The sequence below is a fragment of the Nonomuraea antri genome (assembly GCF_013283785.1).
Taxonomy (GTDB): Bacteria; Actinomycetota; Actinomycetes; order Streptosporangiales; family Streptosporangiaceae; genus Nonomuraea; species Nonomuraea antri.
This window is the reverse complement of record NZ_JABCPZ010000013.1, coordinates 1-12552: the sequence shown is the minus strand read 5'-3', so window position 1 is coordinate 12552 and position 12552 is coordinate 1. Positions and strand designations below refer to the sequence as shown.

General features: G+C 70.8%; 14 protein-coding genes, 1 pseudogene and 1 riboswitch. Of the genes and pseudogenes, 10 read left to right on the top strand and 5 right to left on the bottom strand.

The window, feature by feature from the left end; genetic code table 11:
• Positions 1–22: 22 nt before the first annotated feature.
• Positions 23–1309 (top strand): LCP family protein, encoded by a 1287-nt coding sequence (locus HII36_RS06870; protein ID WP_328807610.1) that lies wholly within the window; start codon positions 23–25, stop codon positions 1307–1309.
• Between the two features lie 16 nt (positions 1310–1325).
• On the opposite strand, the gene HII36_RS06865 is transcribed toward HII36_RS06870, so the two are convergent.
• Positions 1326–1982, bottom strand: a complete 657-nt coding sequence (locus tag HII36_RS06865) for a GOLPH3/VPS74 family protein (protein ID WP_173522217.1) — start codon at positions 1980–1982, stop codon at positions 1326–1328.
• A gap of 24 nt (positions 1983–2006) precedes the next feature.
• Here HII36_RS06865 and HII36_RS06860 point away from each other — a divergent pair, with 24 nt between their 5' ends.
• The 5 genes from HII36_RS06860 to HII36_RS06840 all read left to right on the top strand — a co-directional run bounded on the left by HII36_RS06860 (position 2007) and on the right by HII36_RS06840 (position 7165).
• Positions 2007–2612, top strand: coding sequence for a TenA family protein (locus HII36_RS06860; protein WP_173522216.1), 606 nt, complete (start codon positions 2007–2009; stop codon positions 2610–2612).
• A gap of 63 nt (positions 2613–2675) precedes the next feature.
• Entirely contained in the window at positions 2676–3554 is an 879-nt protein-coding gene (locus tag HII36_RS06855) for an Fpg/Nei family DNA glycosylase (RefSeq protein WP_173522215.1), read from the top strand.
• A 64-nt stretch (positions 3555–3618) separates the two neighbouring features.
• Complete coding sequence (locus HII36_RS06850) at positions 3619–3942, top strand: rhodanese-like domain-containing protein (protein WP_173522214.1); 324 nt, start codon at positions 3619–3621, stop codon at positions 3940–3942.
• Positions 3943–4008: 66 nt separating this feature from the next.
• A complete protein-coding gene (locus tag HII36_RS06845) occupies positions 4009–5703 on the top strand; it encodes a hypothetical protein (RefSeq protein WP_173522213.1) in 1695 nt (564 codons plus the stop codon).
• Between the two features lie 47 nt (positions 5704–5750).
• Positions 5751–5867, top strand: a riboswitch (TPP riboswitch).
• The gene (locus HII36_RS06840; RefSeq protein ID WP_173522212.1) at positions 5858–7165 is read left to right on the top strand and encodes a purine-cytosine permease family protein; all 1308 of its coding nucleotides are present in this window, start codon (positions 5858–5860) and stop codon (positions 7163–7165) included. Its footprint overlaps the riboswitch before it by 10 nt.
• Here HII36_RS06840 and HII36_RS06835 read toward each other — a convergent pair.
• A complete protein-coding gene (locus HII36_RS06835) occupies positions 7131–7703 on the bottom strand; it encodes a methylated-DNA--[protein]-cysteine S-methyltransferase (protein ID WP_173522211.1) in 573 nt (190 codons plus the stop codon). The genes HII36_RS06840 and HII36_RS06835 overlap by 35 nt on opposite strands.
• A 94-nt stretch (positions 7704–7797) precedes the next feature.
• Here HII36_RS06835 and HII36_RS06830 point away from each other — a divergent pair, with 94 nt between their 5' ends.
• Together HII36_RS06830 and HII36_RS06825 are read left to right on the top strand one after the other, a co-directional pair.
• On the top strand, positions 7798–9675 hold the full coding sequence (locus tag HII36_RS06830; protein ID WP_173522210.1) for a PAS domain S-box protein: 1878 nt from the start codon (positions 7798–7800) through the stop codon (positions 9673–9675).
• A 136-nt stretch (positions 9676–9811) separates the two neighbouring features.
• Positions 9812–10258 carry an ATP-binding protein gene (locus HII36_RS06825; protein ID WP_173522209.1) on the top strand — a complete coding sequence of 149 codons (447 nt, stop codon included), beginning with the start codon at positions 9812–9814 and terminating at the stop codon, positions 10256–10258.
• Positions 10259–10264: 6 nt separating this feature from the next.
• On the opposite strand, the gene yidC is transcribed toward HII36_RS06825, so the two are convergent.
• The 3 genes from yidC to HII36_RS06810 form a co-directional block, all read right to left on the bottom strand.
• Positions 10265–10915: a membrane protein insertase YidC gene (gene yidC, locus HII36_RS06820; RefSeq protein WP_173522208.1), complete on the bottom strand. Its 651-nt coding sequence runs from the start codon at positions 10913–10915 to the stop codon at positions 10265–10267.
• A gap of 82 nt (positions 10916–10997) precedes the next feature.
• On the bottom strand, positions 10998–11198 hold the full coding sequence (locus HII36_RS06815; protein WP_173522206.1) for a DUF6412 domain-containing protein: 201 nt from the start codon (positions 11196–11198) through the stop codon (positions 10998–11000).
• Positions 11195–11368: a hypothetical protein gene (locus tag HII36_RS06810; RefSeq protein WP_173522205.1), complete on the bottom strand. Its 174-nt coding sequence runs from the start codon at positions 11366–11368 to the stop codon at positions 11195–11197. Before HII36_RS06810 ends, HII36_RS06815 begins: the two co-directional genes overlap by 4 nt.
• Before the next feature lie 126 nt (positions 11369–11494).
• Here HII36_RS06810 and HII36_RS06805 point away from each other — a divergent pair, with 126 nt between their 5' ends.
• Together HII36_RS06805 and HII36_RS06800 are read left to right on the top strand one after the other, a co-directional pair.
• Positions 11495–12193: a response regulator transcription factor gene (locus HII36_RS06805; protein WP_173522207.1), complete on the top strand. Its 699-nt coding sequence runs from the start codon at positions 11495–11497 to the stop codon at positions 12191–12193.
• A gap of 60 nt (positions 12194–12253) precedes the next feature.
• Positions 12254–12552: pseudogene (locus tag HII36_RS06800) on the top strand (hypothetical protein); the annotation flags it as partial.

The following is a 12552-nucleotide window of genomic DNA, read 5'->3' as shown; positions in this document are numbered from 1 at the left end:
AGACCGAAGGGAAGAAGGCGACGTGACTGAGGACGACCGGACACGGGCCATGCGCTCGCCGGGAGACGGCCGCCCGCTGCCGCCACGGCCCGCCGACGGCCTGCGCTCGGGCGGGGCTCCCGCGCACCAGATGCCGCAGAGCCCGGCCGCCGCGCCGACGCACAAGATGCCCGTGCCCGAGGTCGCCGCGCCCGCCGCGGCGCCCCCGCCGCCGCCTTCGTCGCCGCCGTCGTCGTCCAAGGGGCGCGTGTACGGCAGGGAGCGCTCGGGCAGCAGCCCGGTCAAGCCGCTGAGGTCGTCGGCCGAGCGGCGCGAGAAGGAGCCGCGCGGGCCGCGCGGCCCGCGCAAACTGCCGTCGGGCCGGACGATACTCAAGATCCTCGCCGGTCTGCTCGTGGTGCTCCTGGTGGCCGGCATCGGCCTGTTCTTCTGGGTCGACTCCCGCCTGGGCGGCATCGACGGCGACGTGCTGGCCGACTACGAGGGCCGCCCGGCCGACACCGCGGGCACCAACTGGCTGCTGGTCGGTTCAGACAGCCGCAAGGGCCTGTCCGCGGCCCAGCGCAGGAAGCTCGCCACCGGCAGCTCCCAGGGCCAGCGCACCGACTCCATGATGTTGCTGCACATCCCCGACGGCAGCGACAAGCCGACCCTGGTCAGCCTGCCGCGCGACTCGGCCGTCACCATCCCCGGCCAGGGCCGCAACAAGCTCAACGCGGCGTACGCGATCGGCGGCCCCAAGCTGCTGATCCGCACCGTCGAGACGACCACCGGCCTGCGCATCCACAACTACATGGAGATCGGGTTCGCCGGGTTCGTGGACATCGTCGACGCCGTCGGCGGCGTCGAGATCAACGTGCGGGCCGACGTGAACGACCCCAAGGCCGGGCTGAACCTGAAGAAGGGCACCCAGGTGCTCACCGGCTCGCAGGCGCTCGGCTACGTACGCACCCGCAAGGGTGGCGCGCTGCCCGACTTCGAGCGCACCAAGCGGCAGCGGCAGTTCCTCAGCGCGGTGGTGAAGAAGGCGGCCAGCCCCGGCGTGCTCATCAACCCGTTCACCTCGATCCCGCTGGCGATGAGCGCCACCGAGGCGGTCGCGGTCGACGGCGACACCGGCGCGTTCGACATGTTGTCGCTGGGCCTGTCCATGGGCGACAGCCCGGTCACGACGGTGGTGCCGTTCGGCGGGAACGAGATCGCCGGCGGCGGCCAGGCGGTCAAGTGGGACAGGGAGAAGGCGCTGATGCTGTTCAACGCGCTGAAGGAGGACAAGCCGGTGCCGAAGGCGGTGCTCGACGCCGGCTGACGGTTCTCCGGTCGGCTCAGGAGGAGCCTGAGGCGATGGCGCCGGCGGCGGCGCTGGTGGCCGCGATCACGATGACCGAGTTGATCGCGGCGATGGTCTTGGCCACCGCGTCGGCGGCCCAGGCGCCTTCGGCGATCTCCTTGACTCGGCGTCTGTCCGCGCCGGGGAAGGCCTTGGCGTCCAGCTTCGAGACGTGCATGAGCGCGATCAGCACGGCGGTGCGCGCGTCCGGGTCCTCGCCCGACAGCGCGTGCGCCACGCGGGCCCGCACCCCGGCCTCGACCTCGGGGTTCGACTCCGGCCAGCGGGTGGTGGGGAAGATCCCGAGCACCTTGCCGCGTTCCTCGGCCAGCACGCCGTTCTCGGCCAGCCTGGTCAGCAGGCGCCTGCGCAGCTTGCTCGAGTACAGCTTCTGCACCCACCAGACCGGCTTGCGCTCCTTGTCCTCGGCGGCCATGCGGGCCAGGGCCGAGTCGAGCTCCTCGTCGCCCAGCGGGGTGGGGTCGATGACGGCCACCTTCTTGTCCGACAGCTCCACCCGGCCGGCTACCGCCAGCTCGGCGAGTATGGCGCCGCCGAGCGCGGGGTCGAGCTGGGCCGCCGCGATGAGCTGCTTGCCTTCCTCTTCGCTGTAGGCCAGCAGGAGGAGTTCCTCGGCGATCGTCATAGTCATGCTTCGACACTAACCTCCACACTCATGGGTATCTCTGAGAAATTGCACGCTGTCGGGCGGCCGCTGCTCGACGCCCAGCTCGCGCATCCGACCGTGGCGGGGATCGGGCGGGGTGACCTGCCGGAGCCGGTGTTCCGGTCCTGGCTGGAGCAGGACTACCTGTTCCTGCACGACTACGTGCGGGTGTTCGCGCGGCTGGCCTGGCAGGCGCCCGCGGCCCATCTGGGTGACCTGGTCGATCTGGCGCACACGACGTACCACGACGAGCTGAACCTGCACCGGTCGTTGTCGGCGGAGTTCGGCGCCGATCTCGACGGGGCGGTGAAGGGGCCGGCGTGTTCGGCGTACACGGGGTTCCTGCTGGAGTCCGCGGGGTCGTACGGGGAGGGGCTGGCCGCGCTTTACCCGTGTATGTGGGGATATTCGACGCTTGGCCAGATATTGGCGGAGAATCCGCCTGCTGAGCCGAGATATCGGGCGTGGGTGGACACGTACGCGGACCCCGGTTTCGCGGCGCTGACGGCCAGGATCGGGCAGATGATCGACGAGGCCGACCCCGACCCGGCCCGCGCCGAGGCGCTGTTCCGCGAGGGGATGGCGCACGAGCTGGCGTTCTGGGACGTCCCTTAGGCGCTTTGCCCAGGGTGTGTCCACAGGCTGTGGATGGTCCGGTGCGCACCGTACCCTGGTGACATGCCGGAACTTCCAGAAGTGGAGTCTCTCGCCCACTTCCTGCGCGAACGGGCGGTGGGCCGTACCGTCCTGGCCGTCGACGTGGTCGCCATCCAGGCGCTGAAGACGTTCGACCCGCCGGTCACCGCGCTCGGCGGGCTGAGCGTGACCAGCGTGTCGAGGCACGGCAAGTTCCTCGACCTCGACTGCGACGGCCTGCACCTGGTCATCCACCTGGCCAGGGCCGGATGGCTGCGCTGGCGCGAGGACATGTCCGGCGCCAAGCCGGTCCGCCCGGGCAAGGGGCCGCTCGCGGTACGCGTGCGCTTCGCGCCCGACGACGACGGGATCGCGCCCGGCTTCGAGCTGACCGAGGCGGGCACCCAGAAACGCCTGGCCGTCTACGTCACCAAGAACCCCGGCGAAGTGCCCGGAGTGGCCGCGCTCGGCCCCGACCCGCTGGACGACGCGTTCACCGTCGACGCGCTCAAGCGGATCATCGGCGGTAACCGCACCCAGATCAAGGGCCTGCTGCGCGACCAGAAGGTGATCGCCGGCATCGGCAACGCATACTCCGACGAAGTGCTGCACGTGGCCAAGATGTCGCCGTTCAAGATCGCGGCGACGTTGACCGACGCCCAGATCGCCGACCTGCACGAGGCGATCGTGACCACCCTGCGCGACGCCGTCGAACGCGCGCACGGGCTGGCGGCCAAGGACCTCAAGGCGGAGAAGAAGTCCGGGCTGCGCGTGCACAACCGGGCCGGGCAGCCGTGCGACGTGTGCGGCGACACGATCCGCGAGGTGTCGTTCGCCGACTCGTCGCTGCAGTACTGCCCCACCTGCCAGACCGGCGGCAAACCGCTGGCCGACCGCAGGCTCTCGCGCCTGCTCAAGTAGCCGCCTGGTGCTCCCGGGGCCGGTGGGTGCCGCGGGACCTGGCGAGACGCGAGATGATGGGGTCATGACCGTTCCTGAGATCGAGGCCAGTGCAGTCCCCGAAGACGGATACCTGCTCGACGTGCGCGAGCAGGACGAATGGACGGCCGGCCACGCCCCGCACGCCGTGCACATCCCGATGACCCAGATCCAGGGGCGGCTCGACGAGGTCCCGAGCGAGCGGACGGTCTACGTGATCTGCCGGGTCGGCGGCCGGTCCATGCAGGTGGCCGCCTGGCTCAACCGGCTCGGCCGCGACGCGGTCAACGTGGGCGGCGGCATGCAGTCCTGGGAGCACGCGCACCGGCCGATGGTGAGCGAGACCGGGCAGCCGCCTTTCGTGGCCTGAGACAGGCGTCCGGCGGCGCGCTAAGATCACCCGTCTGCTGCCGATGCGGGTGAGGGTGGGCTTCGGGTGCGCCGGTATCGCTTTGGCTGGCTCGCGGCGGTCTTCGCCGGGTTACACCTGCTCGTCGTGGCCGTGGTGGCGGTGGTCACCGTCCGGAGCCCGGCTGCTTCGTCGTTCGAGCTGCTGGGCCTGTTGTCGCTGCTGTACCTGTCGGCGTGGCTGCCCGAGTCGCTGCCCTGGGTCTCCGTGGCCGGGCTGGTCGCGGTCGGCGCGGTGCGGAGCTGGATGTACTGGCAGGTGCTGCGCGGGCCCACGACCTCGCCCTCCGGGCGAGCGGCTGACCCGGCGGACCGGCGCGCGGTGTGGTTGCGCCGCCTGCTCTACCTGGCCGTCGCCCACGACCTGATCCTCTGGGCGCTGATCAGCGGGTCGCCCCGCCCGGTGTTCGCCGTCGTGGCGCTGATCAGCGGGGCTCCCCTGGTGATCCTCTTCCCGCTGGCGCTCGGCGGGGTCTCGGCCGGGTTCCGTACGGTGGCCATCACGCTCGGGCTGATCGACGTGCTCGCCGGGGCGCTCGGCTGGGTGGCCGGCAGCGCGCTGACGTCGTCCTGGGCGTTCGAGCTGACCGGACTCGGCGCCGTCGTCTGGTGGGTGACGGTCCTGGTCGGCCAGCGGCGCGACGGCCGCTGGAGCCGGGGCACCCTGCGGTTCGGCTGGGTCGCGCTGGCGCTCACGGTGGCGCTCCCGGTCGTCGACGTCATCCAGGACGGCGGGATGACGTACGCGCTGATCAGCGCGCTGAACGTCTTCAACACGATCTGGCCGGCCCGCTCGGCGCACGAGCTGGCCGGCCCCGGTGCACCCGAGGGCCGCGGCAGGCGGGCGATCGCCGCGGTGGTGACCGCCGTGCTGCTGCTCGGCGTGGTCCAGGCGGAGGAACTGGCGCGGATCACGTTCACCGGGCGGGCCGGCTCCTGCCCGCAGGAGGGCGAGCGGGCGTTCGTCTGCCAGGTGCGCCAGGACTCGGATGCGACTTCGCCCGGCCTCCTCGAAAACGTGCCCGACCAGCGGATTCTCGTCGCCGGTCAGGTCGCGTGCGCGGTGCGGGAGCACGAGCGGCAGCCGCTGGACGGCTGGGACCTGTCCGGCGCGCTGCACCTGCTCTGCCCGGACGTCATCGCCGCCGAGGAGGCCGACCGGCAACGGGCCGCCGACCGGCAGGCCGATCAGGCCCGCCGGTCCCAGGCCGACCAGCGCGCCGAGCTGACCGCGCGCTGCCGCGACCCCTGGCCACGGGTGCGTGCCGCCCGCCAGGACACGCTCGCCCTCTTCGGCGACGGCATCTCGTACTACGTCTTCGACGACCGGGCCTCCTACGAGGAAGGCGAGCACGCCGACGTGCACGCGGCCTTCGACGACGGGCTCGTCCACGCCGAGGGCACCAGCGCCGTGGTGCTGACCGACGAGTTCTCGCCCATCTGCCTGACGATCAAGGCGTTCACCGCCGCCCCGCCGCTGCGGCTCACGGGCTGGCAGCGGGTGGCCGAGGCCGGCGTGCTCAGCCGCTCGGGCCGCCTGTTCGTCTCCGGCGAGGACGGCGAGATCGTGTCGGTGAACCTCGCCGCCCGCGGCTCAGGCCGGTACCGGCTGCGGATCTACGTCCGCGAGATGACCGGACCCGACGAGAACGGCCCCTACGAAGAGCACCTGCTCGTCGCCTTTCCCGGCCGCGCCGAGCAGGTGATACACCACCTGCGCTGACCCCTGTGGTCGGCATCGCACGACATAGGGCATGATGAGGGCGCAAATTACATAGTCGCGGGAGCTCGGGCATGGCCGGGCTGAGAGGGCAGACCCCACAAGCGCTGCCGACCGCCTGAACCTGTCCGGATAATGCCGGCGTAGGGAGTGTGCGATGACGCATGTCGCAGACGAAGTTCCGCTGACACTCGAAGGAGCCCCGCCCAAGACACTGGGCGTGCTCGACCAGGGCGCGCTCTGGGCCAACCTCGGCGTCAGCCTTCTGGGCTTCTCCGGCGCGCTGCTCCTGCTCAACCCGCTGGGCGACGCGCCGCTCAGCCTGGCCGCCGCGCTGACCGCGACCGTCGTGGGCAGCCTGATCGGCACCGCCATGGTCGGCCTGGCGGCCATTCCCGGCACGCAGACCGGCATGCCCGCGATGGCGCTGCTGCGCGGGCTGTTCGGGGCGCGGGTGTCGTACGTGCCGACCGTGCTGAACATCGTGCAGATGATCGGCTGGGGCGCCTTCGAGCTCTGGGTGATCGCCAAGGCGGCCGGCGCGATCTTCGGCTCGGTGCCCTACGAGGTGTGGGTGATCGCCGCCGGCCTGCTGACCACCGCGCTGGCGATCTGGCCGCTCGGCGCGGTCCGGGTGCTGCGCCGCTACGTCACGATCGGCGTCATCATCTCGATGATCTGGTTCACGGTGTACTTCCTGACCAAGGCCCCGCCGCAGACGGGCGGCTCGTGGACGGCGTTCGCGCCGGCCGTCGACTACGTGATCGCGCTGTCGGTCTCGTGGGTGCCGCTGGCCGCCGACTTCGCCAGGCACTCGCGTTCCAGCAGGGCGGCCTTCACCGGCGTCGTCGGCGGGTACACCCTGGCCCAGGTGGCCTGCCTGGGGCTCGGCGTCTACGCGGTGGCGCTGGCCGGCAGCGGTGACCCGATGGCGGTGTTCGAGCCGTTCGTGGCGGCGCCGCTGGGCGCGTTGTTCTTCGGCATCCTGGTGCTGCGCGAGACCGACCAGTCCTTCGCCAACGTCTACTCCACCACGGTCTCGCTGCAGAACCTGATGCCGCGCGTGGACCGGCGGATCATCTCCATCGCCATCGGCGTGCTGACCACCGGGATCGCGCTGCGGGAGATCACCTCCTACGGCGCGTTCCTCGGCGTGATCGGCGCGGTGTTCGTGCCCATGTTCGCGGTGCTCGCCGTCGACTACTTCCTGCTCGGCGGCCGGTCGCGGTGGAACACCGCGGAGAACGCGCCGTCGCGCTGGTCGATGCTGGTGCCGTGGGCGCTGGGCTTCGTGGCGTACTGGCTGACCACCTCGACCCCGACCGTCCAGGCCTGGGACGACCTCTGGGCTCCCCTGCGTGACCAGATCAGGCAGCCGTGGATGAACGGCGCGCTCGGCGCGGCCGTGGTGGCGGCGCTGGTGACGCTGGCTATCGGCTGGCGGAGGCGCGCTGCTCGACGTTGAGCAGGTGTTGCTTGGCGGCCACCCCGCCGGGGTAGTCGCCGAGCCCGCCGTCCTGGCGCAGGACGCGGTGGCAGGGCACGACCACGCACACCGGGTTGGCGCTCAGCGCGTTGCCGACCGCCCGCAGGGCGCGCGGCCTGCCGATGAGCTCGCCGATCTCCTCCAGCGTCGTGGTCGTGCCGTACGGCACCGCCATCGTCTTCTGCAGCACCGTACGGGCGAAGGCGGTGGCCAGCGACAGGTCGACCGGCGTGGCGAAGGTGCGCAGGCGGCCGGAGAAGTACGCGTCGAGCTCCCTGCGCACCGGGTCGAGCCGCCGCGCGTCGGGCCCGATGAACGTTCCCACCTGCTTGGTGATCAGCTCGAACACGGTGTTCTCCGGCTCGAAACTGCACGCCACGACGCCCCTGCCCGACACGGCGAGCACCATGCGGCCGAGCGCCCCGTCGTAGGTGCCGAACGCGATGTCGGGCGGCGTCTCACCCCGATAGGTGCTCGAGGTCACCCGCAGCAGGGCATCGAGATCGCCACTCGACATACCCTCACCCTCTTCACCGCCTGGAAAAGTCGTGACCGCAGCGTATCGGACGGATCCCCCCTCGCACGCACCACGCCACGGGCACTATGGAGGTGTGGGGGATGAATGGGCCGGTAGTGACGATGAGATCGCCCGCGCGGTGCTCGCCAGCTCGCCCAACGCGGTGGTGGCGCTCGACCGGGACCAGAGCGTGCTGGTCTGGAACGCCGCCGCCGAGCGGCTGTTCGGCTGGCCGGCCGCCGACATGCTGGGGCGCAGGGCGCCGATCGTGCCCGGCGAGCTGACCGCCGAGCACAACGCGGTGCTCGAACGCGTGCGCACCGGCGGCGCGGGGAACAGCGTGTCCCTGCGTACCAAGCGACTGCGCAGCGACGGCGTCCTGCTCGACGTGCGCGTGGACATCAGCGCGCTGCGCCTGGGCAACTCGGTGGCCGGCTACGTGTGCGTGCACCACCTGGCCCAGGCCGAGGAGGCGGCCAAGAGCCGCATGGCCCGCCGCGCCAGGCTCGTGCGCAGGCTCACCGACGTCGTCGGCGACATCAACGCCGAGCTGGAGCTGCCCGCCGTCCTCGACCGCATCTCCGCCAGCCTGACCGAGCTGACCGGCGCGGACGCCGGCGGCTTCGTCCTGATCGAGGGCGACAAGCTCCGGTTGGTCAGCACCTACCAGCTGCCCGACCAGCTCAGAGGCACCACCAGAGACCTGCGCACGAGCCTGGTCGACAAACTCTTACGCACCGGCAAGACCGTCATGCTGGAGTCGGAAGGGCTCGGCGACCTGGTGTGGGCCAGGCTCACCGGGCTGCACACGATCGCGCTCGGCCTGGCCGCGGTTGGCGGCAGGCCCTACGGCGCGCTGTACGCGCTGTTCGCCCGGCGCAAGCCCGGCCACCTGGAACTGGAACTGCTCGAACTGCTGGCAGGACACGCGGGCATCGCGGCCGGCAACGCGGTGGCCTACCAGGAGGCGGTGCGGCAGCGGGCGCACGAACGGGCCGTGTTCGACGCCAGCGCCGACGGCATCGCGGTGCTCGACGAGGCCGGGCGCGTGCTGCGGTGGAACCCGGCCGCGGTCGATCTGACCGGGTACGCGGCCGCCGCCGTGATCGGCGGGCCGCCGCCGTTCCCGCTGCCAGGCCCGGGGGAGAAGCGCACCTTCCAGCTCGAATCCGGCCGCTGGCTGGACGTGGTGAGCGCCGGGATCGAGGAGACCGGCGAGGTCGTCATCGACTTCCGCGACGTGACGGCGGCCAAGGAACTGGAGGAGGCCAAGGACCTGTTCCTGGCCACGACCAGCCACGAGCTGCGCACGCCGATCACCATCGTGCGCGGGTTCGCCAGCACGCTCGACTCGCGCTGGGACAAGCTGAGCGACGACGAGCGGCGCTCGGCCGTGCGCACGATCGCCGAGCGGTCCAGGTCGCTGGGCGGGCTCATGGACCACCTGCTGCTCGGCGCCCGGGCCGGCGCGGACGAGCTGGCGGTGCGGATCGAGTCGTTCGACCTGGCCGAGCGGATCGACGTGGCCACGCTCGGGCTGCCCGTGCTGTCGGACAAGCACCGGGTCGAGGTGCGCGTGGCCGACGACCTGCCGCGGGTGCTGGGCGATCCGCTGGCCACCGACATCGTGCTCGGCCAGGTGCTGGAGAACGCGTTCAAGTACTCGCCGCAGGGCGGGCTGATCCGGGTCGAGGCCTGGCGCGAAGAAGATACGGCGGTCGTGGTCGTCGACGACGAAGGTGTCGGGATCGCTCCCACGGATCGTGAACGGATTTTCGAGCGGTTCGTACAGGTGGACAGCGGCGATCGGAGACGGTTTGGTGGAGTGGGACTAGGTCTCTATATCGTCCGCAGTCTGGCGAGAGCTCAGGGAGGCGACGTAAGCGCACATCCAAGGCCAGGTGGCGGCACTCGGCTGCGTCTCGTGATGAGGTGCGCATCCCCTATCGGATCCGACACACCGACGCGGTAACGAGGTGGTCACGGTTGCGCTGATCTATCGTCCAATGTGTACAAGCTGTGATCGAGATGCGGTTTCTGGGATCGAGTAACGGGGCATTTCGGTCGTACCGGGGAGTGTTCCCGCGGGGGGCACAGGGAGCGGGGAGGTGGGTGTGTCAAGCGTGGTGCTACTGCCGTACGCGCCGTCCAGCGTCGCCGTTGCCCGCCAGCGTCTGAGCACTGATCTGCAGGACAGCGGGGTTTTTTCGGCCGCGATCGACGATGCCGTGCTGGTGGTGAGCGAGTTGCTGAGCAACGCGCTGCGGCACGCGCATCCGCTGCCGTCAGGCATGGTGAGAGTCGCCTGGCTACGCAGCGACGACCACATCGAGGTCGCTGTCAGCGACGGGGGCGCGGCCACCGAGCCGCGGGCGGGACGCCCGACCCTGTCGTCGCTCGGAGGCAGGGGGCTGGGCATCGTCGAGTACGTCGCGGAGAGCTGGGGGGTACGGCACGACGGTGACACGACCACCGTGTGGGCCATCCTGCCCGCGCCCAACGGGTCGGTGAACTCGGCGAACGGGCAGGTGGCCGCACTCAGGGAGGCCGGTTAGGTCAATTCAGGCGGCCGGTCGCGGATACAGCGCGACCCGCTCGCCGAACGTCCAGGCCGTGGAGACCAGCAGGTAGAGCGCGGCCGCCAGCGGCAGCACGGCCGCGGCCAGCACGGCGCCGAACGGCATCAGCGGCAGAAGTTTCCGCATCGTTTCGGGCTGTCCGTCGGGCATCGTGGCCTTCATCCTGCGGGCCGACAACCAGGCCACGACCACGAGCAACGCGATGACGACCGCAAAGACCGAAACTGGCAAGCTGATCAGACCGTAATGGGCGATCACGCCCGCCGCCTGCTCTCCCAGCGGCGCCACCAGCAACTGCTGCCCCGCCAGGGCGGTCGGGTGCGTCGCCACCTGGTACATCAGCCACAGGAAAGGCAACTGCGCCAGCCCGGCGCCGATGCCGGCGAACGGTGACGTGCCCTCCTTGGCGTAGAGCGCGTTCATCTCCCTGGTGAGGCGCTCGGGGTTGCGCGCGTACCGCTTGCGCAGTTCGAGCAGCTTCGGGGCGAGCTTCTCCCTGAGCCTGGACGTACGGGCCTGGCGCACGCTGAGCGGCAGCAGCAACAGGCGTACCGCCAGGGTGAACAGCACGATGCCGAGCGCGGCGCTGCCGCCGGACATGCCGATGACGAACGTGACGAGAGAATCGATCATGAGCCCTTCCCTTTCGGAATTCAGGGTGAGATTTCAGGGCTCATGAGTCTGAGCCCCGCTTCTGAGGAGGAAGCGGGGCAGGTCAGGGTGCGCGAGGACGCGAACGCCCGGACGCGTCAGGATCGCGCTGGCGCTGGAACGCCGTACGGCGCGCGTAGATCAGCGGAAAGCCGGACGGCTCACCGCCGAGGGCGGGCAGCAGCGCCGCCGCCCACATGACCAGCAGCAGGATCGCCATCATGGTGACCCCGGCCAGCCACGGATCGAGAACGAACAGGGTCACGAGGATCGCGAGGACTTGCCGACCACGTTGACCGCGACGAAGACGATCACGCCGATCACCGCGATGATCAGGGCGACCTTCAGCAGCACTCCCAGCATCGGAAGCAGGAAGTTGAACAGCACGAACGCACCGAGCAGGGTGCCTAAGGCGAGCATCACGACTTTACCCATGGGGCCACCGTACGTCGTCGGGGCGCGGGCTGCGAGGTTTTTACCGGCCGGACGGGGGCCTGAAGGAGGCTTACGAACCGGTGACGTGTCTGACGGATTCGGCGCGCCGCGCCGTACCGTGAAGTCGTGAACACGCGCATCCTGGTGGTCGACGACGATCCGACCGTGGCCGAGGTCGTGGCGCGGTATCTGGAGCGCGACGGGCACGAGGTCGAGTGCGTCGGCGACGGCGCGGAGGCGCTGCGCAGGGCGCTGGCCCGCCCGCCGGACCTGATGGTGCTCGACCTGATGCTGCCCAAGATCGACGGGCTGCAGGTGTGCAGGAAGCTGCGGGAACGCTGGCCGGTGCCGGTGATCATGCTGACCGCGCTCGGCGAGGAGATCGACCGCGTCGTCGGCCTGGAGACCGGCGCCGACGACTACGTGACCAAGCCGTTCAGCCCGCGCGAGCTGGCCCTGCGCGTGCAGTCCGTGCTGCGTCGGGCGCGCGGCGCGTCCGTCACAGGCGGCACCGGCGTGCTGCGCGACGGCGACCTGCTCGTGGACGTGGGCGCGCACGAGGTGCGGCTGCGCGGGGCCGAGGTGATGCTGACGGCCAGGGAGTTCGACCTGCTGGCCTACCTGATGCGCAACCCGAGGCAGGCGTTCAGCCGGTCGGCGCTGCTCGACCAGGTGTGGGGGTGGTCGTTCGGCGACTCGTCCACGGTGACGGTGCACGTGCGGCGGCTGCGGGAGAAGATCGAGCGCGACCCGACGGAACCGCGCAGGATCGTCACGGTCTGGGGGGTCGGCTACCGGTACGAACCGCTGGAGAGCGCGGCGTGACCGGGCCTGCGGGGTGCGGCGTGCTTTGGGGCGTGACGTGAGCGGGCCCGGGGGTGTGGTGTGACCGCGGCCGCGGATGGGGCGCCGCAGGCGGCGATGGGTGATCTCGGGATGATCGTGGCGGTCACCGCCGGGCTGGGGTTCCTGGTGGCGCTGCTGGGCGTCTGGGCCATGTGGCGGCTGCGGACGCGGTCCATCGGGGCGATGATGGCCGTCGTCGTGGTGGTGGCGGTCGCGGCCACGCTGGTGGGGGTCGTGGCGATCATCATGAAGATGCTCATCGAGGGCCCGGTCAAGAACCTGGTGCTCAGCGTGGTGGCGGTGGGCGGGCTGGCCAAGGTGGAGTCGCCGGTGATCGA

Bases quoted from the DNA above. Each gene is read 5' to 3' on its own strand.
- yidC (WP_173522208.1), bottom strand. From the start codon at position 10,915: ATGATCGATTCTCTCGTCACGTTCGTCATCGGCATGTCCGGCGGCAGC.
- HII36_RS06850 (WP_173522214.1), top strand. From the start codon at position 3,619: ATGACCGTTCCTGAGATCGAGGCCAGTGCAGTCCCCGAAGACGGATAC.
- HII36_RS06865 (WP_173522217.1), bottom strand. From the start codon at position 1,982: ATGACTATGACGATCGCCGAGGAACTCCTCCTGCTGGCCTACAGCGAA.
- HII36_RS06840 (WP_173522212.1), top strand. From the start codon at position 5,858: ATGACGCATGTCGCAGACGAAGTTCCGCTGACACTCGAAGGAGCCCCG.
- HII36_RS06860 (WP_173522216.1), top strand. From the start codon at position 2,007: ATGGGTATCTCTGAGAAATTGCACGCTGTCGGGCGGCCGCTGCTCGAC.
- HII36_RS06835 (WP_173522211.1), bottom strand. From the start codon at position 7,703: ATGTCGAGTGGCGATCTCGATGCCCTGCTGCGGGTGACCTCGAGCACC.
- HII36_RS06810 (WP_173522205.1), bottom strand. From the start codon at position 11,368: ATGGGTAAAGTCGTGATGCTCGCCTTAGGCACCCTGCTCGGTGCGTTC.
- HII36_RS06855 (WP_173522215.1), top strand. From the start codon at position 2,676: ATGCCGGAACTTCCAGAAGTGGAGTCTCTCGCCCACTTCCTGCGCGAA.